The following is a 23,689-nucleotide window of genomic DNA, read 5'->3' as shown; positions in this document are numbered from 1 at the left end:
AGAAAAACAGCATTGACATTTTTGTCAACGCTGTTTTAATTGCTGAATTATGCTATATAACTGTGTGTTATTTTAATACAAACTCAATTTCTGTTTTATCAGTAAAATTAGCTTCAAACTCAAATTGTTTTACTTGTTCATTCACGGCTAACTTTTTCGTAATGTGTTCTTTAATTTGTTCATTTGTAGCTGTTTTGATTGACAATCCATCTAAAAGAGTCATGATTTTGTCTTGTGCTGCCTTACCTTCTAATTCTAAATCAGCAGATTCATCTTCATACGTTGCTTCAATTGTTCCGTTCGATTTTATTTCATAGGTGAACTCAATTTCATTTTCGTCGTATTCAATTTCTACGTCAATCTCTTGAAGACTGGCAACAGTCGGTGTCGGTGTGGTTAGTTCATTGTCTGCTGTTTGATGGTCCCCACCAACTTCAGGAGTTACAGTTTCCCACTTAAAGGTACCAATTTTAGCTGTTGCTAGATAGGGATTATTAATGGTAATGACTTTCAATTGAAGGTCTGAATGGTTGGCGATATCTGTTAAAATCCCCAGAGCCTGATATGTATTTTGTGTAAAACGTGTCGCAATATTTTGCGCATCAATTGTGGAATAGCCTAATGTTTCCCAGGTGATTTGTTGCTTTAATTCCTGATGAACGGCTTGTACTGTCGCCGGCTCCAATTGAATACCCGTTGCTTCTTTTAAGTCTTTCTTGGTAAAACTCATTACTTTTTCATGGTCTGATTGTGAAATTAAAGTAGCTGCTTCCATTGTGTTACTATGTACAAAAGGTGTGATTCCGATAGCTAAGACCATTCCTGCTGTTAATAAACTTGTTGTTATTTTTTTGTTTTTCATTTAAGACTTCCCTTCGTGTTCATTGTTATTTTGTTAACAAACATAGTATATCTTTTAATTACACATTAAGTCAACATTTATTTTTAATTTTAATTAAAAAATATTTGTTATTTTATAATAAAAGAACCTTGTTTCCCATAAAAACAAGGTTCTTTATCTAATCATTAATGTTTATTTCAGAACACGTTTTAAATAATATCCTGTGTAACTGTCTTTGACTTTAGCAACTTCTTCTGGTGTTCCTGTCGCCACGATCGTCCCACCACCGTCGCCACCTTCTGGCCCTAGATCAATCACATGATCCGCAGATTTGATGACATCCAAGTTATGTTCAATCACTAAAACGGTATTGCCCGCTTCCACTAAACGCTCTAATACTAGAAGCAACCGCGCAATATCATCGGTATGCAAGCCTGTTGTTGGCTCATCCAGAATATAAAAGTTTTTCCCATTAGAATTTTTATGAAGTTCACTCGCTAGCTTCATCCGCTGTGCTTCTCCACCAGATAAAGTAGTTGCTGGCTGCCCCAATGTCACATAGCCTAAGCCTACATCCACAATTGTTTGCAATTTACGATGAATTTTAGGGATATGTTTGAAAAATTCTACGGCATCTTCCACCGTCATATCTAAAATATCAGAAATGTTTTTGCCTTTATAATGAACTTCTAACGTCTCAGAATTATAACGTTTGCCATGACAAACTTCGCAAGGCACATAGACGTCAGGTAAAAAGTGCATTTCAATTTTGATGATACCATCCCCGCGACAAGCTTCACAACGGCCACCTTTGACGTTAAAACTAAAGCGACCTTTTTTATAGCCACGAACCTTGGCTTCATTTGTTTGGGCAAACAAATCGCGAATGTCATCAAAAACACTAGTATAAGTCGCTGGATTACTTCTTGGTGTTCGACCAATTGGACTTTGGTCAATGTCAACAATCTTTTCAATGGCTTCATAACCAGTGATGCTTTTGTGTTTCCCGGGTTTATTGGAATTACGATTTAATTTTTGGGCCAGCGCTTTTTTTAAAATTTGATTGACTAAAGTACTTTTCCCTGAACCTGAAACGCCTGTGACAGCAACAAATTCACCCAGCAGAAATTCAACACTGACATTTTTTAAATTATTTTCACTGGCACCAGTGACTTTGATCGCTTTGCCATTGCCTTTGCGACGTTCTTTTGGCACAGGAATCACTTTTTTCCCAGAAAGATATTGTCCAGTCAATGAATGCGGATTTTTAGCAACCTCTTCCGGCGTACCAGCGGCTACAATTTCACCGCCCAGATGTCCAGCGCCAGGTCCCACATCAATCAAGTAATCCGAAGCCATCATTGTATCTTCATCATGTTCCACCACAATTAATGTATTGCCTAAGTCCCGCATTTTTTTCAATGAGTCAATCAAGCGGTCGTTATCTCGTTGATGCAAACCAATTGATGGTTCATCTAAAATGTAAAGGACGCCTGATAAGTTTGATCCAATTTGTGTTGCTAAGCGAATTCTTTGTGCTTCTCCGCCAGAAAGTGTACCAGCAGCTCGACTTAAGGTTAAGTAATCTAACCCGACATTTTTTAAGAAGGTTAACCGATCTTCGACTTCTTTTAAAATTGGCCGAGCAATCGTTGTTTCTTGTTCAGATAAAGACACACCTTCAAAAAATTGGACCGCATTTTTTATTGCTAATTCACTGACTTCACCAATGTGCGTGCCATTGATTTTTACAGCTAAAGCTTGCGGATTCAAACGATACCCTTGACAGCTTCGACAAGTCAATTCTGTCATGTATAACCGCATTTGATCTCGTGTAAAATCGCTATTTGTTTCATGATAACGTCGTTTAATATTTTTTAAAATCCCTTCAAATGGCACTTCCACATCACGAACACCACCAAAGTCATTTTCATAATGAAAATGAAAGTTTTTCTCGCCAGAACCATTTAAAATAATTTCTTGTTGGTCTGCAGGTAATTCTTCAAACGGCGTATCCATATCAATCCCAAAACTGGTGGCTGCTTGTTCCAACATTTGTGGATAATATTGGGAACTAATAGGATTCCACGGAACAATGGCTCCTTCTCTCAAGGTTTTAGTGGGATCTGGAATCACTAAGTCTTTGTCCACTTCTAATTTAACACCTAAACCATCACAATCGGGACAAGCGCCAAATGGTGCATTAAATGAAAACAAGCGCGGTTCCAATTCACCGACTGTGAACCCACAATAAGGACAAGCATAATGTTCACTAAACAACATCTCTTCTTGACCAATCACATCAACAATTGCGTAACCTTCAGCTAAACGCAAAGCCGCTTCAAACGAATCAAACAAGCGAGAGCGAATGCCTTCTTTCACAACGATACGGTCAATCACAATCGCAATATCATGTTTTTTATTTTTTTCAAGTTCTGGTGCCTCACTAACATCATAGGTTTCACCATCCACCCGCATTCTGACATACCCTTCACGTTGGATCATTTCAAACACTTTTTTATGTTGGCCTTTTTTCTTGACCACAACAGGCGCCAAAATTTGAATTTTTGTTCGCTCTGGTAGCTCTAAGACTTTATCAACCATCTGTTCAACAGACTGACTGGTAATTTCAATATGATCGTTAGGACAAATTGGATGACCTACCCGAGCAAATAACAATCGTAAATAATCATTGATTTCTGTGACCGTCCCCACCGTTGAGCGTGGGTTTTTACTTGTCGTCTTTTGATCAATTGAAATAGCTGGACTTAAACCATCGATGCTGTCAACATCTGGTTTATCCATCTGTCCCAAAAATTGTCGCGCATAAGCAGAGAGACTCTCTACATAACGTCGTTGCCCTTCTGCGTAAAGCGTATCAAACGCTAATGAACTTTTGCCAGAACCAGATAGTCCAGTTACAACAACCATTTTGTCACGAGGAATCGTGACATCAATATTTTTTAAGTTATGGGCGCGTGCACCATGAATCACAATTTTATCATTTGCCATATATGTTCTCCTTTTACTAAATCTCTTACGTCAAATCATTTCAAATCATTCTATAGAGAAAAGATTAGTAAAAGATACGATGGTTCATCGTATCTTTTACTTAATCCGTTGGTTGACTTATTTGGCAGCTTTCAATTCAAGAATGGTATCTCGTAATGTGGCTGCAGTTTCGAAGTCTAACGCTTTGGCCGCATCTTTCATTTCTCTTTCAAGTTTCATTAATAAATCAGCTTTTTCTTGTCTTGATAAATCTTCATATGATTTATCCAATTGAACCACTGTTTCATCTTTATCAGCTGTTTTGGAAATAGAAATCAAATCACGAATTTCTTTAATAATTGTTTTTGGTTCAATGCCATGTTCTTCATTATATGCTTCTTGGATTGCCCGACGTCGTGCCGTTTCATCCATAGCTCGTTGCATCGAATCGGTGATTTTATCTGCATACATAATGACTTTTCCTTCGGCGTTCCGGGCAGCCCGTCCCATCGTTTGCACTAATGAGCGTTCACTACGTAAGAAGCCTTCTTTATCCGCATCTAGAATCGCAATTAAGGAAACTTCTGGCACATCGATTCCTTCACGTAATAAGTTAATACCTATTAGAATATCAAATTCGCCTAATCGTAAATCGCGAATAATCTCCGTTCTTTCCAGTGTTTTTATATCACTATGCAAATATTTAACTTTTAAGCCTAATTCTTTGAAATAGTCGGTTAAATCTTCGGCCATTTTCTTCGTTAAGGTTGTGACAAACACCCGCTGATCTTTTTCGATCCGTTCATGAATTTCGCCCACCAAGTCATCAATTTGACCCATAATTGGGCGGATTTCTACTTCTGGATCTAGTAAACCTGTTGGCCGAATGATTTGTTGAACAACCGTCTCTGTTTGTTCCATTTCATAAGGGCCTGGTGTTGCCGATACATAAACAATTTGGTTTACATGTTGTTCAAATTCTTCTAAACGAAGCGGTCGGTTATCAAGTGCACTTGGTAAACGGAAACCATAGTCCACTAACATTTGTTTCCGTGCTCGGTCGCCATTATACATTCCTCTAATTTGCGGCATTGTTACATGAGACTCATCGATTACAAGTAAGAAGTCATCTGGGAAAAAGTCCAACAGCGTATATGGCGGCTCTCCTTCTTGGCGACCATCCATATGTCGAGAGTAATTCTCAATCCCTGACGTATAGCCCATCTCTCTCATCATCTCAATATCATAGTTAGTTCGCTGTTCCAAACGTTGAGCTTCCAATAATTTGTTTTCACTGCGAAGCACTTTCAAACGTGCCTCTAATTCTTCTTGGATCTGCGATATGGCGTGTTCCATATGTTCTTCGTTCGTCACGAAGTGTGTTGCCGGAAAAATAGCGACATGCTCTGTTTCGCCGACAATTTCACCAGTTAACGCATCTACTTCACGAATTCGATCAATTTCGTCTCCGAAAAATTCAACACGTAGCGCATGCTCATCCCGTGAAGCTGGGAATATCTCAACCACATCACCGCGGACACGAAAACGCCCCCGTTGAAAATCAATATCATTTCGTTCGAATTGAATATCGACTAAGCTTTTTAGTAACTCATTACGATCCATTTCCATTCCCACACGTAATGAAACAACTTGTTGACTGTATTCCCGCGGATCCCCTAAACCAAAAATACAAGAAACTGATGCTACCACGATGACATCGTTTCGTTCCAATAAAGAACTTGTCGCTGAATGGCGTAGTTTATCAATTTCATCATTAATACTGGAATCTTTTTCAATATATGTATCACTTGAGGGTACATATGCTTCTGGTTGATAATAATCATAGTAACTGACAAAATACTCGACCGCATTATCTGGGAAAAATTCTTTAAATTCCCCGTATAATTGTCCAGCTAGTGTTTTATTATGTGCAATCACTAATGTTGGTTTGTTCACTTCTTGAATCACATTAGAGATTGTAAATGTTTTACCTGTTCCGGTCGCTCCAAGTAAAATTTGAGCTTTTTCTCCACCTTTGACACCGTCAACTAGTTCAGCAATAGCGGCTGGCTGATCTCCGGCAGGCTCATATTTAGAAGCCAAATGAAAGGTATTGGAAGTTTCTCTTTCGATCATTTATAACTCCCCCTCAAAGTGTCTAATTTCTCTTAAATTATCGGCCCATTCTGGCAGAATGTCCACTTATTAGTTTAACATACCGAACATATTTTCGCCACTTTTGCTGTTTCGGACTTCAACTGATCTTAATCTTTTGTTCTTAATTTCTATGTCACATTTTATAACATTCAATGTAAGGAAATTAGAGTTTTTTTCTCTTTTTAGCGTTCAAATACTTGTCAGCTTCCTATTTCTTACTATATAATTGTTCAATATGCAAAACTAGGAGGTATTTTATGAAAAGGAAACACTTTTTACTTTCTTTCTTTGTGATGATGGTAACTCTGCTAACATTCATTAGTGGCACTTCAGCACATGCAGAAGGAAAGAAATATACAATTGGAACGGATTTAACATTCGCCCCTTTTGAATTCCAAGACTCAAAAGGAAAATACATTGGTATTGACGTTGATTTATTAGATGCGATTGCCAAAGATCAAGGTTTTGAAGTGGATTTAAAACCATTAGGCTTCGATAGTGCAGTCCAAGCGATTCAATCTAAACAAATTGATGGCATGATTGCTGGAATGAGTATTACGGATGAGCGAAAAAAATCCTTTGATTTTTCAGATCCATACTTCGATAGCGGTTTACAATTAGCGGTTAAAAAAGGAAACGACAAAATTAAATCATATGATGATTTAAAAGGCAAAACGGTCGCGGCTAAAGTTGGAACTGAAAGTGCCAATTTCCTTGAAAAAAATAAAGAGAAATATGACTACACCATCAAAAATTTTGACGATGCAACGGGTCTTTATAAAGCCTTAGAAAACGGCGAAGCGGATGCAATCGTTGATGATTATCCTGTATTGGGCTACGCAGTGAAAAATGGCCAAAAATTACAATTAGTTGGCGATAAAGAAACAGGCAGTTCTTATGGTTTCGCAGTGAAAAAAGGTCAAAACCCTGAATTAATCAAAAAGTTCAACGCTGGTTTGAAAAATCTTAAAGACAATGGTACTTATGATAAAATTTTAAACAACTACTTAGCGACAGGCGATGAAACAAACACACAAGACGCTGGCGAACAGATGAAAAAAATCACTCCTAAAAAAGAGAAATATGTGATTGCTAGTGATTCTACATTTGCTCCGTTTGAGTTTCAAAATGCCCAAGGCGATTATGTCGGAATTGATGTAGATTTAGTCAAACGTGCAGCTGAATTGCAAGGTTTTACTGTTGAATTTAAATTTATTGGTTTTAGTTCTGCTGTCCAAGCTGTTGAATCTGGTCAAGCAGATGGGATGGTTGCAGGCATGACGATTACGGATGATCGTAAAAAAGCCTTCGACTTCTCTGTTCCTTACTTTGATAGCGGCATTCAAATTGCGGTCAAAAAAGGCAATGACAAAATTAAATCGTATGATGATTTAAAAGGCAAAAAAGTCGGCGTAAAAATTGGTACTGAAAGTGCTGATTTCTTAGAAAAAAATAAAAAGAAATATGATTACTCAATTAAGTATTTAGACACAACTGATGCATTATACAGTGCATTAGAAATTGGCGAAGTTGATGCCATGATGGATGATTATCCTGTCATTGGCTATGGGGTTGCGCAAAATCAACCACTAGCGACACCAATTCCTCGTGAAAAAGGTGGTTCTTACGGTTTTGCTGTCAAAAAAGGGCAAAATCCTGAACTACTTGAAATGTTTAACGAAGGCTTAAAAGAAATGAAACGTACAGGTGAATACGATAAAATTATCGGCACTTACGTGAAAGATGGCAACGAAGCCAAAGAAGAAACAGCTGACGAATCTACGTTTGTTGGCTTCATGCAAAACAACTGGAAACAATTGTTACACGGTTTATGGATGACGATTCTATTAACGTTGATTTCCTTCGTACTTGCTTTAATTGTCGGCGTTATTTTTGGGCTATTCAGCGTTTCACCAATCAAAGCATTACGTGTACTTTCAACCATTTATGTTGATTTAATTCGCGGAATTCCTTTAATGGTCTTAGCGTTCTTCATCTATTTCGGATTACCTGGTGTGCTTGGCTTTAATATCCCGGTCTTCATTGCTGGGATTATCACATTAACTTTAAATGCCAGTGCCTATATTTCTGAAATTGTGCGCGGCGGAATCAAAGCTGTTCCAGTTGGCCAAATGGAAGCTTCAAGAAGTTTAGGTCTTTCTTATAATCGGACAATGCAAAAAATTATTTTACCACAAGCGATTCGCATTATGATTCCTTCATTCATTAACCAATTTGTTATTTCATTGAAAGATACAACTATCCTTTCAGCAATTGGCTTAATCGAACTACTACAAACAGGAAAAATTATTGTTGCTCGGACATTACAAAGTACAATGGTTTACTTCGTTATTGCGTTAATCTACTTAATTTTAATTACTAGTTTAACTAAATTAGCGAAAAACCTTGAAAAGAAGGTGAACTAATATGACTGAAAAAATCTTAGTTGAACATTTAGTAAAAAAATATGGTGACAACACGGTCTTAAACGACATTAATGTTTCTATTAACGAAGGCGACGTAGTCTGCGTCATCGGTCCTTCTGGTTCTGGTAAAAGTACTTTTTTACGTTGCTTGAATCAATTAGAAGAAGCTTCTAGCGGAGACATTATTATTGATGGTGCGAACTTGACAGATAAAAATACGGACATCAACCAAGTCCGTCAACATATCGGCATGGTTTTCCAACATTTCAATTTGTTTCCACATTTATCTATTTTAGAAAATATTGTTTTAGCACCAACCGATTTAGGTCGCTTATCAAAAGACGAAGCGGAGAAAAAAGCGTTAGAACTTTTAGAACGTGTTGGGTTGGCAGATAAAAAAGATGCCTATCCAGATTCTTTATCTGGTGGTCAAAAACAACGTGTCGCAATTGCACGTGCGTTAGCGATGAATCCTGATATTATGCTTTTCGATGAGCCAACATCAGCTCTTGATCCAGAAATGGTTGGCGATGTTCTTGGTGTAATGAAAGATTTAGCAAAACAAGGAATGACAATGGTCATCGTTACTCACGAAATGGGCTTTGCAAAAGAAGTGGCTAATCGAGTAATGTTCATTGATGGCGGTAACTTCCTAGAAGATGGTTCGCCAGAGCAAGTCTTTGAAAATCCTCAAAACCCTCGAACAAAAGATTTCTTAGATAAAGTATTAAATATTTAAACAAAAGCACTTGGCGCGCGCTAGCGCCCAAGTGCTTTATTTTATGGTTAAATTGTTTCCGTGACAGAGACAGATTGAACGTGCCCTTTTTCTTTCAAGAGATGGTGCAAGTTGGAATGCCAGAAATCTTCTTTGCCTACATAAGAAATCTTTGCTGTCACTGCCTCTTGTTCGGATTCCAAAGTCAATTCTACTAAGCGCTCCCCTTTTTCTAAAGAAGTTTGAAGTTGTTCATGCAGTCGGCTTTCTTTAATCATAGGTTCCTTCATTTTTACGATAAGCTGCAATCGTTTTAAAGGAGTCTTTCGTTTAAAATGGGCCAGAGCTAATACTAGCAAAGTTGCCACGAGATTGATAAATGCAATGGTTAAAAAGCCCATCCCAATGACTAAACCAATAATAGTAACATTCCACATCATTACTGCTGTCGTTAACCCAGAGACTTTCCTTTCTCTAAAAACGATAATCCCCGCACCGAGAAAGCCTACACCACTAATCACTTGGGCGCCATATCGTGTAATATCCATAGAAATAATGGACGCCAAGGCGGTATTTTGTTTCACCACATCGACTAAAATATCCACCGATTGAATCTGTAAAATGGAAATCGTACAAGAGGCCAAACATAAAATGGCATTACTACTGATACCGAAGCCTTTTCTTTTAATACTTCTTTCTAACCCAATCAAAGCTCCAAAAACCACGGCTAGAGCCATCCGAATGACAACGTCGGTGAGAGAAAGTTCAATCATTTTTAAAGAATTCATCGCTTTCTCTCCTTTCTTGCAAGTGACTATTTGACTTATTTTGTATTAACTAATAAACGCAAGCCATTAAAAATGACCACTAAGGTACTTCCTTCATGAATAAGTACGCTAAATGCGATATTCGCAATACCTAAAAAGTTCAAGATAATCAACGTTGCTACCACTAACATTGAAAAAATAATATTTTGCTGCACAATTTTATTCAAGCGTTTTGAGACACGATGAGCATAGCCTAATTTAGAAAGATCATTTTTCATCACTACCACGTCTGCAACATCGATAGCAATGTCTGTACCATCCCCCATTGCCACTCCGATATCAGCATTCACTAAAGCCGGTGCATCATTAATGCCATCACCAACCATCCCTGTCATTCCTACTTCGCGTTTTAATTGATCAACAATCGCTGATTTTTCCTCAGGCAAAACATTAGCATAAACTTGATCCACGCCTACTAAGCGGCCAACTGCTTCACCCGTAAGTTTTGCATCTCCTGTAATCATTGTTGTTTCAATATTCTGTGACTTGAAATAGTGAATGGCGTTCATTGCTTCTTCATTAGGAACATCCATCAATGCCACCAAACCAATCACTTGTTCATTTTCGGCAAAGTACACTACCGTTTTGCCTTCACTCGCTAATTTCGTTGTTTGTTTCTCAATGATTGTTGGCACTTGTTGGAAACTAGATGGTTTACCAATTCTAAAAGTTGTGTCTGCAATGGTCGTTACTAAACCCACCCCGACAATATTTTCTACTTCTAAATTTAAAGCCGTTGTTTCTGCTTCAAAGCGATTAACAATCGCCGTCGCCAATGGATGATTGGATTTTTTCTCCATATTTGTTAAAACAGCTACTAATTCGTCTTGGCGATCTTCTAAGCCATCAACAAAAAGATAATCTGTGACTTCAGGTTTGCCTTTTGTTAGTGTGCCTGTTTTATCAAAAGCGAGTGCTTTCACTTCAGCTAAATTTGATAAGAATGAGCCACCTTTAAACAACACGCCTTGTTTCGCTAAATTGGAAATTCCTGATAAAGTTGCCGGAACGGCACTCGCTGCTAAAGCACAAGGTGAGGCAGCAATTAAGAAGACCAAGCCTCTGTAAAAACTTTCAGCCCAAGTCAATTGGAAAAGTAATGCGCCACCTAAAACAATTAGTGGAAAAACTGCTAAAACTAGTGTGACATATTTTGGTTCAAATCGTTTAATTTTGCTTGCAATTTCTGATTGATTTTCTTGTGATTGGTTCACGAGCTGTACGATTTTTGCAAAAACTGTTTCTGAACTATCTTTCGTTACTTCAACAACAATTGTGCCTGAACCGTTCATAGTACTACCAAAAACTGGGTCCCCACTATTTTTTTCTTTGGGAATACTTTCCCCATTAATAGATGATTCATCCACAGCGGTACTTCCTTCAATCACGACGCCATCTGTCGGGATTTGCGCACCATTGAGGACTTGCACGCGGTCACCAATCTTCAATTGTTCAACTGACACAGTTTGAATTGAGCCGTCATCTGTTATCAGGCGAGCTTCTGTTGGATTTAAATTTAATAGTTTTGTAATTTCACGTTGGCTTTTGCCTTGAGCATAATCTTCAAGGAAATGCGCCGCCGCAAAAATCAAAATCAACAATGCTGATTCTTCAAAACTTCCCATTAATGCTGAACCAACTGCAGCTAAGGTCATTAACAAATGAATATTAGGCGAAAACTTTCGATTGTTTTTCGTATCCCGATACGTATCTCCAAAGCCTTCCCCAATAATATGATAACCAGCTAAAATAGCAGCTAACGAGAAAAGAATATTTTTCACTAAGAGCATGTTCCCTAAAAATAAACCGATAAAGAAAAGAGCCAATCCTGTAAAAAAGAGAATAACTGGAACGTTTTTACCTTTTTCTTCATGTGTGTGTGCACCTGTTTGTTTTGACATTGTTATGCGCCTCCTTATTAATGTTTTCCTATTCATATGAATGTATATTCATATTATAAAACACTTGGGTGGTTTTGTAAAGACTTAAACACAAAGACAAGCGATGATTCTATTCGATAGGATCACCGCTTGTCTTTGTCGATTCTTTTTGTTGTTGATATTTTTCTTCTTGAATAGTCAATAATGATTGCGTTAAATTGACCCAATCAATCGAACGAGGTGGATCCAGCCAAACCATAACTTTACTCTTTTCTTCTTGATACAAGTTATTTAAATTGGTAATCACCACATCTGGTAAGGTATCTGATAACGGGTCAATAATTTCTACATTTAAATTCACATAGACGGATAAATTTTTTTTGATGAATTGGTTATACTCTTTTCCATAAGAAAAATCAATTAGGACCTTGGCTGGCTCTGCAATTAAATGAACCGGAACATGATTAATTAGCAACAATAGATAGTTAAAAAACAAACAGTGATTGGCTTTCGCAATTTTTTTATGTTTTGCTGTTAACCAACGAATATATTCAATTAAATAAAAATAAAATTCCGGATATGTTTGCTTAAAAAACTGTAAATCCATTTCAAAATCGTCAAACATATTAATCGGAAAGTAAATAACATTGAAATGAATAATTGCTAACCCTTCTTCTAGAGTATTCCTTGTTGACTCCTCTAAACAATTAAATGCTTTTTCAAAACTTCCAATGAAAACACGAGTTAGGCTTTCAATCGTAGGATCTTCGTGAATGACATATTTTTTCTCTAGTTTGCCATGCAAATACAAGAAAAAAACAATCGTATACGTTAATGATTTTGAGGCCAATGCCCATGCCAATTGCGATTTTTTTATTAGTTCCTCTGAAAATGTATTCAGTGCACGCGTATCGATCCCTTCCACCGCACGTCCTTCGTTGTTAATCATAATAGCTAAATAATGGAAAAAATTGCGTCGCTCATAGGTGGTGAAAGTATAGTTTAACTCAACAGACTGTAATACACGTTTCGCTTCATTATAAACTTTTACCGAATATAGTTCGGAAATTGGTTGATTGGAAAGCGTGAACAATTTATACAAAAAAAATGAAATTGCTTTTTGATTGCCGACAATTTCCCGCTTACTAAAATAGATCTGATACTCCTTTAAGGCTTTTTTTAGCCGCTGTAAGGTACTATACGCCACAGAGGTGCTGACATGATTACATTCAGCAAACTTTGTCAAACTATAATTTCCTCTAAAGTAAGACAACACTAATTTAAAAGAGAGCGATTCTGTTAAGTATTTCGTGAGCAAAAGTTTACTTGAATAGTTTCCATCAATTTCAAGTGTAACATCTACATCAGAAACGACTAAAGTTAAGCTGTCGCTTAACTTTAGATTGTCAATATCTGCTTTTAATTTTTCTAATGTTTTTTTGACTAAAAAATTCGACATTGATAATTCTTCGCGAAGTGCAATAAAAGTACCTGATAGCGTGGGACTTTCTTCTAAATGCCTTAGCAAGGAATAACTTCGTTGATCTTCTTTATTTAAAAAAATTTCATAATTCATCATTTATCAGTTCTTTCTCCCATAAATAGCCGTTCCTACTAATTCCCGTATGAAATTCAAGTAAAAAGTGTTTTGCCCCTCCGTTCCAGCACCGCCTGTGCTATTTGGTACAATGGTGATATGGCTAGCATCAAATAATTCATCCGTGAAAAATACTTGATGCTGACTTTTCTTGGAAGAAGGCCTTTCTTCATTTGTTTTTGGATTATTGGTTGTCACTTCTTTTTTACTAACGTCTTCGCTACTTTCTTCCGCTTGCGTTTCGCTAGTAATAGTACTTTCATTTGTTTCTTCCATTTTTTCTGGTGTGCCAGTATTCTCAATCGGATAAATTTCTTCTGTTGGATTGGTCGGATTATAAATTGGATTCCGTTCTTCTGCTGCTTGCACATTGGTTACTTGAAAAAACGAGAGTAACAATGTACTCCATAATAGTAAATGTTTGTATTTATCCATTTTTCTCACATATATTGCCAAATACTTTAGCTACATAACAAAACAAAAAATATAACTAGTAAAGTGGTATCAGACGATATTTAACAATACTCCTTCTTATTATTTCTTTTTTTGAGTTAGGTTTGTTGAATAAACTGCATGTTTGATAAGTAAAAACAAACAAAAACGTTGCCGATGATCAAATCAAAAATTAACTACTCTTTATATTTCTCTTTCGTTTTTTTCCTGTTTCTTTTTTCGCCAAATCAACCAGGCAATGATTAAAATCACTATCAATAATAGTAGTAAGCCAATCATCAAATATAAATTCGAATGATTTTCTTTTAAGGTGACATCTTTTTCATTTAATTCTTTGGCAACTTCACCATTAATTGTAAAGTCTTTTTCAAATTGCCATTGATTTCTAAAAGATATCGATTCATTGTTTATTGATTTTTTAAATGAGCCTGCAGCATCTTTATTCCCAACAACGGTCATAGACAAATGATAATCTCCTGGCTTAAGTGGTTGCCCTTTTAGCGCAATGGGAACAGAAAAATTGGTATTTGGTGCAATTTGCATGTTTGCTTTTTCCTCTTTATATAAAACTTCTTCATGTCCCTTTTTGGTAATCTCTGCCGAAAAGGCAACTTGGTTAATATATGTTTTTTGATCATTTTGTAGATTGACTAAAATCACATTTCTAGCATTAATCTGTCCTGGTGAGACTTTTTTCAAAAGTAAATTCGGCTCAACCTTTTTTTTGTTTTGTTGCATCAATAATGCAACGACATACGAATATTCATTTTTAATGGATAACCCCTGACTCTTATCGTCTTGGCGTTTGCCTTCATCCGACGTTTCTTCTTTAAAAGTGATACCACTAGCTAACACTCCATCAAAGGGTGTATTAGGCATTTTGACGTTAATAGAAACCGTTTGTTCACTTTTCGGTTTTAAACGAACTGAGCTAGGGTATTGAACGTAGTCTTTTATATCAAACGCTAAACTTTGATCTTTTTTCCCCTTATTTTCACCATACTCCACGATTACATTTGAATTGGTAATGGCACTATTGATGGAAATACCTACCTTTACTTCTTTATCTGTATCATTGCGCAAGTTCACTTTCAACTCAGTTTCTTCATTTGGTGCTAGTAATAAATCAAAGTAAGTTTTTTCTTTATCTACTTGTTTTTCTGATGGAATAGGCGTAACCGCAAAATTAAATTCACTGGCAAAACCATTGCTAGGTACTAACGCTAAAAGAATTAGTAGTATCGGAAAAAAAAGAAATCGTTGTTTTTTTCTGTTCAAATTATTTACTCCTTTTCTATATGTAGTGAATAGCAGGTAACCATGTTCCCCGCTATTCTTCTTTTTAAAACTCGTTTAATTTCCTGGAGCGTCTGTCAACGTCCATGTTAATTTTGTGGCGTATTTTTCAGCGTATTTGGTTGTAGAACCTGGAACAGTTAACTCAATACTTTTAGCAGCTGTAGTTGCATCTGTTCCCCAATCAAATAAATAAGTTCCTGCACCGTTTCCTTTCGCTGCACTCATTACATCTGATTGACTACCATCTGAATTTAGCGTGATTGTGGCTGGGCCTGTTGGTTTGCCTGAATCTGAAGCAGTCACTACATTTCCGTTTTTAAACGTGATAGCTGCCCCAGTCAATTCTTTACCAGAAGTTGATTTAAATTGTCCTTCTTGTTTCACTTTTAATGACCAGCCAGCTTCGGTTCCACGGTTATCTGTTACTTGGACATAGTTAGGCCCTTCTTTGACTTCATCGGTTGCGCCTACTGTCTTGTATTTTTGGGTAGCAGCAAAATAAGTCTGATCCTTCGACGTGATTTTTTGAACACCGAAGTCTAGACTTGACGCATAATCAATTGACAACGGACCGTTTGTTCCTGGATTAGGACCTTCAGGATCTGTTGGGTCAATAGGATCAACTGGATTAGTTGGATCCGTTGGGTCAACCGGATTAGTTGGCTCTTCACTTGGTGTAAATTCTACGATACCATTAGATGTATAACTACCGCCATCTTCTGCAAAGGCTTGAGAAGTCATGCCTAAGCTCCCTAAAATAAATGTGGATAAACATACTGTTGTTACTTTTTTCATTTTCTTTTCTCCATTCTTTTCTTTAATTTCCTGGTACGTCTTCTAACGCCCAAGATAAACGAGCTTTAAATGTTCCAACTCTTTGATAAGCTACAGGAACATTGATTTGAATTCCTTGTTGTTTTGATTCATCAAGTAATGCTGTTAAATCTGTTTCACCTTTCTGATTACTTTCTAAAAGCGTAATTGCCTCATTTGTAATCTGAGAGCTTCCAGCAGTTGAAACGAAAGAAAAAACATCTGGCATTACAATTGAATCATTTGTTAACGGTTGCGTTTGCTTTAGTTGCAAGCGCCAATTATTTGCGTTACGTTCATCCACAACTTTGAGTCCTTCGGTGGGATGCCCAAGTTTAATTAGTGGTTGATTACGTATCTTTTCCGTACCAAAAGTAATCTGTTTTGGTGCCTCTTTAAAATATAGTTCCCCTAAACGATAGTAAAAATAAATATCTTTTGTTTCCTCTGTCATTGTTCCTTCCGCATTTCCTGAGTCTTTTGTAAAAACATAGCCAGAAATATCTAGGGGTTTTTCTTGATAGGGTGCACCAATTTTCCCTGTTACACTTTTAGGTGGAGCAATATCTTTACCTTCCGCGTCTTTATAAAAAACGGTTACTGTTTTTTCTGTTGGTTTAGGAATAGTAATCGTTACATTATTTGACTTTTGCAGTAAGGTTCCTTCTTCATAATAGTCAAAGTTCATAGTTAAAACTTTTTCGGGCGTATTATCTTGAAGGGTTGTTTTTAATTCAATAATCATGTCCTTCTTTAAAACTAGGTAGTCATTTAAAGCAATTGTTAAGTGATTCCCTGTTTGTGTCAGATCTTTGGCTGCTACCTTTTTACCATCAATCGTTAATGAATTTTCTTCATATGCTAATTCATCAGGTAAGTCAATGCTTACTTGCGGTTGACGATCTTCGATAAAGTCATTGTCAATATTCAACGTATTCCGTAGTCTCACCTGATCATTTTTCACTGCTTCAACAGCTGAGCTAAACTCCTGACCATTCACGCTAAGGGCTGCTTGTGACGTAACGTTGGTAGGAATTTGTGTCATTGCTAAAGCATTCTCTTGGTATTTGCCACCTGTGGATGATGTAAAGCCCCAATAAACCGTTGTTGCGCCAAATTGTGCATTTAAATCTGAAACTACATACGTATTCGTGCCCACACCTTCTAAATCATATGTTAATGCTTTGGCTGCGGCATTCCAATGAACAGTCAACATGCGCCAGGTTCCATTAGATAGATAGGTTGGCGCAACGGTGACGCCTGAATGCTCCCCTGTATAGCTGTTGTTATTAGCTTTCGGAGTGACAAAAGCTAAATGCCCATTTCCCTTATCTTGTGAAATTTCTCGGTCCATTCGGTTGGAACTACCAGTATTTTTATAGGTATCAAACTCAATCGATAAGGCATTTCTAACATAAGGTTGACCAGCTTTCGTGGAGTATGCACCGATTCCCATCCCAGGTGAACCAATGACTTCTTGAGGCGTTGTGGACATTCTAGGATCATTCGTTAAGGTAAAGGTCATACCATCACCAGCATTTGCATACTCGTTTCCTAAATACAAATAACTTTTAAAGGTAAAATCCGACAATAAACTGATTGGTTTTTTTGACCAAATAGCTCCTTTTTGTGATTTAACAGCTGGGTTTAGTTGTAATAACTTCCCACCTTCTAAAATACTTGTTGCATTTCCAATTGGTTCTTGAAATACCTTGTCGATTGGAATGATATTAGGATCATCCGGCAATGAAGTAGCGTATGGCGCAGCCAACATGCGCGGCTGTGGTTCAACTATCGCCGATTCCGTTGCACTGTTATCGTCATCCTCTTGTTGTTCGCTAGGTTCTAAAGTAGCCGTTGATTGGTCTGTTTCTGCTGGATGATTATCGGTTGTTGTTGTCGTTTCTAGGGAAGGTTCTTGCTCTAATGTTTCCGAGTGAGAAGGAGCGCTAGTTGCCTGATCATTGGCCGATTCCTCCACTATTTCCCGATTGACTTCGTTGATATTTGTCGAAGGATTACTAATCGCTTCGCTAGTAATAGGCGCAAGGAGTAGTAAGAATAAACTACTTGCCAAAAAGACTAGGCTTTGTTTGTTTCGCATCTCTCTTCACCTCTACTTTTTAAATTCCTGGTACATCCGTCAACGTCCACAATAATTTTGTTTGATATTTCACGGCATCTTTAGGGGTTGACCCTGGTACTGATAGCGCAACATCTTTTGTAACATTAACATTGTGTACCGTATTGGTTTCATCGCGTTCTGCAACCACTTCTACTTTGCCCCAATAAGTAGCCCAAGTTCCTGCACCGGTTCCTTGCTTCGCAGCTGCCACTAGCGATGCGGTCCCTGGAACAAGGGCAATCTTATTTGTTGCCTCTGGTTTCACAACATTTTGCGCATTACTATTAACAGTCGGGTTAGCTAAAGAAATTTGCGCACCTGTCAACTGACTATTTAAAGTCGCCTTTGTTGCTTTAAATTGCTCCTTTTGAGTAACCGTTAAAGACCAACCGCTATTGGTTCCTCTATTATCAGAAATTTGCACAAAATTTGGTGTTTCTTTTTGATTTTCTTGATATTGCTGTGCTCTTGCAAAATATACTTGGTCTTTATTCGAAATACGATTTTTCCCAAAGTCAAAACTTGAAGCATAATCAATAGACAGCGGTCCTTGGGTACCAGGATTGGGACCTTCTGGGTCTGTCGGATCAATTGGTTTGACTGGCTTTTCTGGATCGGGATTTTCTGGATCAACTGGCTCTGTCGGATCTACGTTCGGAATAAATTCTACTAAACCATTCGAACGATACTCTTTTGGCTCTTCTGCCTTCGCTTGTAAGGACCAACCAGCAACTGCAAATGTACTGCATAGAACGATTCCTGTGAATTGTTTTTTCATTGCTTTTCTCCTTTATTTAATTATTAGCGGGAGTATCTTCTAATGCCCAAACTAACTTCGTTGAATATTGTTGTGCAAGCTTTACAGATTTTCCGGGAACGAATAGTTGGACAGCTTCTTTATTTGTTGCTTCATTTGAACCAAAGCGATAAACCCAAGTCCCAACACCTGTTTCTTTTTTAGCGTTCATCGCTAGATTATTATTTACACCAGGTGTTAAGGAAATAGTACTACTAACTTCAGTAGGTTTATATTTTTCATCCACCATTGAGGCAGCTTCTGCCTTTGTAAACGTTAATTGAGCGCCGACTAGTTCCTCTCCAGTAGCTGTTTTAAATTGTTCAGGTTGGGAAAGCGTTAGTTTCCATCCTGCTAACGTTCCTCTTTTATCAGTTACTTGTACATAGGTTGGTTTTTTTGAACCATCTTTCATTTCATCTGGCGCAGCATAATACGTTTGATCTGCCGTTGAAATCTTTTGTGTGCCAAATTTAAATTTTGACCCATAATCAATTGATAAGGCACCACCCGTTCCTGGCCCCGGAGGATCAATTGGGTCTACTGGATCAGTAGGATCGGGATTTTCTGGATCAACAGGCGGTGTGATTTCGTTATCGCCTGCTTCAAAAGTAATTGTGCCTTCCGTATTGTATTCTTTTGGAAAAGTTTCTGCTGCTGATGCGTTTATTGCTTGAAATCCTACGCCTAAAAGTATGGTTGCCGATGTAAGTAAAACAGTTTTTTTCATTAAATAAGCTCCTTCTCTCGTTTCATTTTATTAATTAAATAAATGACTACCCCCAACAAACTAACTCCTATCAAGGAATACAGCGGATTTTCAGACTCGCCTGTTTTAGGTAAAACTGCTTGTCCAGAAGCAGCTAAATTGTTTCTTCCCTGTTCTTCTGATTGTTGGGTATACGCTACGTCATTTGACTCTTTTTCATTCTCATAAACGTAGGTACCATAGAAGCTCGCTTGACCATTTGATTCATAATTATTTTCTTCAGCCATAACGCTTTTTGTTTGCAACCCAATGATCAATAGCCCTAAACATACCAAACTAAACCTTTTTATGATTTTCATCTGAATTCCTCCTTCCCCATTTTCAACATTGACTGGCCCAGCCAATAAACATTATATAAAAGAAATATTTATTAGATTTTTTTATTTTTTTCAGACGCTTTTAAAAAATAAAATGGTTTTAGCTAAGAAAGCTTTAAAATCAACACTTTTAAAGACAAAAAAATAAACAAAAAAACTTCAAAAAATAATTTTCGAAGTTTTTTTGTTTATTTTTTTATTATTTTTATACTTCAACCGCTTCTAACAAAGCTAAACGTTCAGCAACTTCTGCTTCTGTTAAATTATATTTTTTTACATAACGGTTGGCAGGATGCTGGCTACATTCTAATGAGCAGCCACCTAAATGTTTATGTTCATTTTCTTCTGAAGTTAAGATTTGACGATTACATTCTGGGTTTGCACAGTTAATGTAGCGTTCGCAAGGTGTTCCATCAAACCAGTCTTTCCCAATAACTTTTTTATCAACGTGATTAATTTCGACACTGATTCGGTCATCAAAGACATACATTTTGCCATCCCAAAGTTCGCCACGTGTTTCTGGGTTTTTTCCATAGTTGGCAATACCACCATGCAATTGAGCAACATCTTCAAATCCTTCTTTTAATAACCAGCCAGAAAATTTTTCACAGCGAATCCCGCCAGTACAATAGGTAACAATTTTTTTATCCATAAATTGTTCTTTGTTCTCGCGAATCCATTGTGGTAACTCACGGAAGCTACGGATATCTGGGCGCACGGCACCACGGAAATGACCTAAATCATATTCATAATCGTTACGAGCATCGATTACAACAGTGTCTTCGTCTAATAAGGCTTCTTTAAATTCTGCAGGTTCCAAATATTTCCCCGTCGTTTCTAATGGATCAACGTCTTCTTCTAAGTTCAACGCCACTAATTCAGAACGTGGGCGAACAAACATTTTGCGGAACGCCATTTCTTCTGCTGGATCAATTTTAAAGAATGTATCCTTAAAGCGCTCATCTGCTTGCATTGCTTCCATGTACTTTTCTGTTTCTTCGACAGTACCAGATAACGTTCCGTTAATCCCTTCTGTCGCTACTAAAATACGGCCTTTTAAATTTAATGATTTGCAAAAAGCTAGATGCTCTTTCGCAAAAGCTTCTGGATCTTCAATTGTTGTATATTTGTAATAAAGTAATACTTGGTATTTCATCTTGTTTTCCCCTTTTGTATAAAGTCATTCTATCCCATTATACGGTGAATAAAAAAGGGAAAGCGATTATTTTGCTTGTGTATTTACACACAATAAAAAAAGCCTGATAAACGGCGGGAACAGAACCAACACTACGCGTTGCTCCGATCTCAACAACTTCTAAGGTGTTTTCTCGACATGCGTCTCGTCACAGTACAGCCTTCAAAAGAGCTACAGCTCTAAGAGTTGCGATGTTTCACTGTGAAGCATGAACAGATGAAATCATCGTACCTACTTGGTCTCCAAAAATTAAAGAACACCGGGTAGGTATCATGCAACATCAACTCGTTCCTCGTTGTGTTTTATGACAATTTTCGGAAATTTCTTCTTATTGCTGAGAAACACTATTTGCAAAGCAAATAGATGTTAATCAGTACCTACTTGGTTCTCGGAGCTAAACGGTTCTGTCCCGACCTCTTCTATATACTACTCCTTTTCAGAAGTCGCGGCGAGTTGTTCTTGCAATTCACCTAAAAGTTCAATTTGAATATTTTGGATTTTCACCAAATTTTCTAGTTGATTATTGATAATATAATCCATTTTCTCATGTAATAAATTAATTTCTACTTCTGCTTTTAAGTTAATTTTATAATCATTATTCGCTTGTTCTCTATCACGGGCTTCTTGTCTGTTTTGACTCATCATAATAATCGGTGCTTGGATAGCTGCTAAACAAGATAAGGCGAGATTTAGCAAAATATAAGGATATTTGTCAAATGGTTGTCCCAATAAAGTGGTAGAGTTAATCACGATCCAAGCAATCAACACGAAGCAAAAGAAGCCAATAAACACCCAGCTACCGCCAAATTTAGCAATGGTATCCGCTGCTCGTTGGCCAAAGGTTAATTTCTTTTCCATCTTTTCATTCATATTATTGGAAATCAGCTTATCTTCTTTGATATGTTGAACCACCAATTCATTCAGTTGTTGGATTTTTTCAGAATCATTTGCGACCAATTGTTTCATGTAATCCAAACGATAATTAAGTAACTCCGCCAATGTAATCATCGATTCAGCTGTCAATTGTGGATTGTTTTGGAGAATAAAAGCTTGCGTTTCCTGTTCTATATCTTGAAGATAAATGTTTTTTTCCGTTGATTCACCAATAACAACTTGTTTATTTTTTGATTGCTTCATCTTCGTCACTCCCTTTGATCGTTCTTCCCTTTATTTTAATATAAAGTCTCTCAGAAGAAACCTAAAAAGGCTTTGGAGTGATCGTTGTTGCTTCTGCTTTAAAATTTAACAGTTAAATTGGTTACATCATGGAACAACGAACCAATTAATTCTTTGTATTTCGCTGGATTCACACAATTAGTTAGCAATATGACCCCGGTTTTCATATCTTTTGAAAATAAAACCAGGGCTTGTTGACCCGCTTCAACGCCGTGTAAGCGTAAATAGTTATCATGAACATAGATGCCGCCATGATAAGAACTTTGCTGAGAAGACGTCCATAATTTTTGCAAAAGTGCGGTGGAAACTAAGTGTCCACTCATTAATTGATGTAAGTACCAATACAAATCACCTGTCGTCATATCCACATTCCCAGTCCCAAATTCATGGGCAAAACTAGCTGCGGGAATTGAGAGCACTTGATTATACGAATTGTCTTCTGTCCATTTATAACTTGTTGAATTATTGGGTTGTTCCAATAAGGTTTCATAGAAGCCAAAATTCTTTAAACCAGCCGTTTTGTGATAAAGATTATTAAATAATTCTTGATAGGTACGTTGATACATTTTCTCTAACATTCCTGCTAAAAGGACAAAATTTACTGGGGAATAATTGTATTTGCCTTTATTGACTTGAATGGTATTTTGTTTAACAAATTGAATAATTTCTTCATCGGTAACGATATTATTAGGCATTGCTGATAACTTTAAACCGCTTGTCATATTCAACATATCGCTAATCGTAATATCCTCAGCACCTTGAATTTGCGGATAAAACGTAGCGAGTTTTGTATCTAATGTAAGTTTACCTTCTTCAATCGCTTTTAAGATCAAGGTTGTGGTAAAAGATTTTTGAATTGAGCCAATCTGAAACCTTGTGTTTGGCTTGTTGGCTTGTTGCTTTTCAAAATTGGCAAAGCCATATCCTTTATTTACTAAAACCTGATCATCTTTAATGATCAAAGCCGAACCAATATAATTTGTTTCTTGAATTTTTTGATCAAGTTCACCACTATCTGGTGCAACTATTTCTTTCGTTAAATTCGCATAATTATCACTTCGGCGATCTTCTTCCAAGACCACTTTCGATTCTTGACTAACTTGTGAATCTCTAGTGAAAAAGAACGTTTTTATTAAATAACCACTACCACCAATCACCACCAACAAACACACTATAAAAAGCCAATTCACTCCTCCATGTCTTTTCTTTGCATGTCGTTTACGCATACTGCTTACCTCCGCCTATTCTATTAACAGCATTATCATACGCTATATTTTCATGAAAATTACAGATTTTAGTAAAATTTATA

Annotated in this window: 18 protein-coding genes; 2 read left to right on the top strand and 16 right to left on the bottom strand. The window is 37.0% G+C overall.

What is annotated here, in order from left to right; genetic code table 11:
• Positions 1-67 precede the first annotated feature (67 nt).
• The 3 genes from IGL42_RS02610 to uvrB all read right to left on the bottom strand — a co-directional run bounded on the left by IGL42_RS02610 (position 68) and on the right by uvrB (position 5,968).
• Positions 68-862, bottom strand: a complete 795-nt coding sequence (locus IGL42_RS02610) for a YusW family protein (RefSeq protein ID WP_010710787.1) — start codon at positions 860-862, stop codon at positions 68-70.
• A 171-nt stretch (positions 863-1,033) separates the two neighbouring features.
• Positions 1,034-3,853, bottom strand: coding sequence for an excinuclease ABC subunit UvrA (uvrA, locus tag IGL42_RS02605; RefSeq protein WP_113813597.1), 2,820 nt, complete (start codon positions 3,851-3,853; stop codon positions 1,034-1,036).
• A gap of 117 nt (positions 3,854-3,970) precedes the next feature.
• Positions 3,971-5,968 (bottom strand): excinuclease ABC subunit UvrB, encoded by a 1,998-nt coding sequence (gene uvrB, locus IGL42_RS02600; RefSeq protein WP_002355618.1) that lies wholly within the window; start codon positions 5,966-5,968, stop codon positions 3,971-3,973.
• Positions 5,969-6,246: 278 nt separating this feature from the next.
• Here uvrB and IGL42_RS02595 point away from each other — a divergent pair, with 278 nt between their 5' ends.
• Both IGL42_RS02595 and IGL42_RS02590 read left to right on the top strand, forming a co-directional pair.
• Positions 6,247-8,415 (top strand): amino acid ABC transporter substrate-binding protein/permease, encoded by a 2,169-nt coding sequence (locus IGL42_RS02595; protein ID WP_002355617.1) that lies wholly within the window; start codon positions 6,247-6,249, stop codon positions 8,413-8,415.
• Between the two features lies 1 nt (position 8,416).
• The gene (locus tag IGL42_RS02590; protein ID WP_002355616.1) at positions 8,417-9,154 is read left to right on the top strand and encodes an amino acid ABC transporter ATP-binding protein; all 738 of its coding nucleotides are present in this window, start codon (positions 8,417-8,419) and stop codon (positions 9,152-9,154) included.
• A gap of 47 nt (positions 9,155-9,201) precedes the next feature.
• On the opposite strand, the gene IGL42_RS02585 is transcribed toward IGL42_RS02590, so the two are convergent.
• From IGL42_RS02585 to IGL42_RS02525, 13 genes are all read right to left on the bottom strand, one after another.
• Positions 9,202-9,921, bottom strand: a complete 720-nt coding sequence (locus IGL42_RS02585; RefSeq protein WP_010710788.1) for an MgtC/SapB family protein — start codon at positions 9,919-9,921, stop codon at positions 9,202-9,204.
• 35 nt (positions 9,922-9,956) lie between these two features.
• Positions 9,957-11,861 carry a heavy metal translocating P-type ATPase gene (locus IGL42_RS02580; protein ID WP_010710789.1) on the bottom strand — a complete coding sequence of 635 codons (1,905 nt, stop codon included), beginning with the start codon at positions 11,859-11,861 and terminating at the stop codon, positions 9,957-9,959.
• 109 nt (positions 11,862-11,970) lie between these two features.
• Complete coding sequence (locus IGL42_RS02575) at positions 11,971-13,419, bottom strand: helix-turn-helix domain-containing protein (protein ID WP_016634524.1); 1,449 nt, start codon at positions 13,417-13,419, stop codon at positions 11,971-11,973.
• Between the two features lie 3 nt (positions 13,420-13,422).
• Positions 13,423-13,872, bottom strand: a complete 450-nt coding sequence (locus tag IGL42_RS02570; RefSeq protein WP_002381257.1) for a hypothetical protein — start codon at positions 13,870-13,872, stop codon at positions 13,423-13,425.
• A 201-nt stretch (positions 13,873-14,073) separates the two neighbouring features.
• Positions 14,074-15,168 (bottom strand): DUF916 and DUF3324 domain-containing protein, encoded by a 1,095-nt coding sequence (locus tag IGL42_RS02565; protein WP_002361272.1) that lies wholly within the window; start codon positions 15,166-15,168, stop codon positions 14,074-14,076.
• A 75-nt stretch (positions 15,169-15,243) separates the two neighbouring features.
• Positions 15,244-15,984: a WxL domain-containing protein gene (locus IGL42_RS02560; protein ID WP_002355609.1), complete on the bottom strand. Its 741-nt coding sequence runs from the start codon at positions 15,982-15,984 to the stop codon at positions 15,244-15,246.
• A 22-nt stretch (positions 15,985-16,006) separates the two neighbouring features.
• Positions 16,007-18,106, bottom strand: a complete 2,100-nt coding sequence (locus tag IGL42_RS02555) for a lectin-like domain-containing protein (protein ID WP_185776367.1) — start codon at positions 18,104-18,106, stop codon at positions 16,007-16,009.
• A 19-nt stretch (positions 18,107-18,125) separates the two neighbouring features.
• A complete protein-coding gene (locus IGL42_RS02550; RefSeq protein WP_002355607.1) occupies positions 18,126-18,905 on the bottom strand; it encodes a WxL domain-containing protein in 780 nt (259 codons plus the stop codon).
• A gap of 16 nt (positions 18,906-18,921) precedes the next feature.
• The gene (locus tag IGL42_RS02545; protein WP_002361269.1) at positions 18,922-19,653 is read right to left on the bottom strand and encodes a WxL domain-containing protein; all 732 of its coding nucleotides are present in this window, start codon (positions 19,651-19,653) and stop codon (positions 18,922-18,924) included.
• Positions 19,653-20,036 (bottom strand): LPXTG cell wall anchor domain-containing protein, encoded by a 384-nt coding sequence (locus IGL42_RS02540; RefSeq protein ID WP_002355604.1) that lies wholly within the window; start codon positions 20,034-20,036, stop codon positions 19,653-19,655. Before IGL42_RS02540 ends, IGL42_RS02545 begins: the two co-directional genes overlap by 1 nt.
• 178 nt (positions 20,037-20,214) lie before the next feature.
• Complete coding sequence (locus IGL42_RS02535; protein WP_002358723.1) at positions 20,215-21,165, bottom strand: rhodanese-related sulfurtransferase; 951 nt, start codon at positions 21,163-21,165, stop codon at positions 20,215-20,217.
• Positions 21,166-21,630: 465 nt separating this feature from the next.
• Entirely contained in the window at positions 21,631-22,341 is a 711-nt protein-coding gene (locus IGL42_RS02530) for a DUF1003 domain-containing protein (RefSeq protein ID WP_002425487.1), read from the bottom strand.
• A gap of 98 nt (positions 22,342-22,439) precedes the next feature.
• Positions 22,440-23,606, bottom strand: coding sequence for a serine hydrolase domain-containing protein (locus tag IGL42_RS02525; protein WP_010710792.1), 1,167 nt, complete (start codon positions 23,604-23,606; stop codon positions 22,440-22,442).
• Positions 23,607-23,689: the final 83 nt, after the last annotated feature.

This window comes from Enterococcus sp. DIV0712, from assembly GCF_050554855.1.
Classification (GTDB): Bacteria; Bacillota; Bacilli; order Lactobacillales; family Enterococcaceae; genus Enterococcus; species Enterococcus faecalis.
This window is presented reverse-complemented; position numbering and strand designations above follow the sequence as displayed.

Coding starts and splice junctions, on each gene's coding strand:
- IGL42_RS02535 (WP_002358723.1), bottom strand. CDS start 21,165: ATGAAATACCAAGTATTACTTTATTACAAATATACAACAATTGAAGAT.
- uvrA (WP_113813597.1), bottom strand. CDS start 3,853: ATGGCAAATGATAAAATTGTGATTCATGGTGCACGCGCCCATAACTTA.
- IGL42_RS02610 (WP_010710787.1), bottom strand. CDS start 862: ATGAAAAACAAAAAAATAACAACAAGTTTATTAACAGCAGGAATGGTC.
- IGL42_RS02595 (WP_002355617.1), top strand. CDS start 6,247: ATGAAAAGGAAACACTTTTTACTTTCTTTCTTTGTGATGATGGTAACT.
- uvrB (WP_002355618.1), bottom strand. CDS start 5,968: ATGATCGAAAGAGAAACTTCCAATACCTTTCATTTGGCTTCTAAATAT.
- IGL42_RS02575 (WP_016634524.1), bottom strand. CDS start 13,419: ATGATGAATTATGAAATTTTTTTAAATAAAGAAGATCAACGAAGTTAT.
- IGL42_RS02545 (WP_002361269.1), bottom strand. CDS start 19,653: ATGAAAAAAACTGTTTTACTTACATCGGCAACCATACTTTTAGGCGTA.
- IGL42_RS02560 (WP_002355609.1), bottom strand. CDS start 15,984: ATGAAAAAAGTAACAACAGTATGTTTATCCACATTTATTTTAGGGAGC.
- IGL42_RS02555 (WP_185776367.1), bottom strand. CDS start 18,106: ATGCGAAACAAACAAAGCCTAGTCTTTTTGGCAAGTAGTTTATTCTTA.
- IGL42_RS02525 (WP_010710792.1), bottom strand. CDS start 23,606: ATGCGTAAACGACATGCAAAGAAAAGACATGGAGGAGTGAATTGGCTT.
- IGL42_RS02530 (WP_002425487.1), bottom strand. CDS start 22,341: ATGAAGCAATCAAAAAATAAACAAGTTGTTATTGGTGAATCAACGGAA.
- IGL42_RS02580 (WP_010710789.1), bottom strand. CDS start 11,861: ATGTCAAAACAAACAGGTGCACACACACATGAAGAAAAAGGTAAAAAC.
- IGL42_RS02550 (WP_002355607.1), bottom strand. CDS start 18,905: ATGAAAAAACAATTCACAGGAATCGTTCTATGCAGTACATTTGCAGTT.
- IGL42_RS02590 (WP_002355616.1), top strand. CDS start 8,417: ATGACTGAAAAAATCTTAGTTGAACATTTAGTAAAAAAATATGGTGAC.
- IGL42_RS02570 (WP_002381257.1), bottom strand. CDS start 13,872: ATGGATAAATACAAACATTTACTATTATGGAGTACATTGTTACTCTCG.
- IGL42_RS02585 (WP_010710788.1), bottom strand. CDS start 9,921: ATGAATTCTTTAAAAATGATTGAACTTTCTCTCACCGACGTTGTCATT.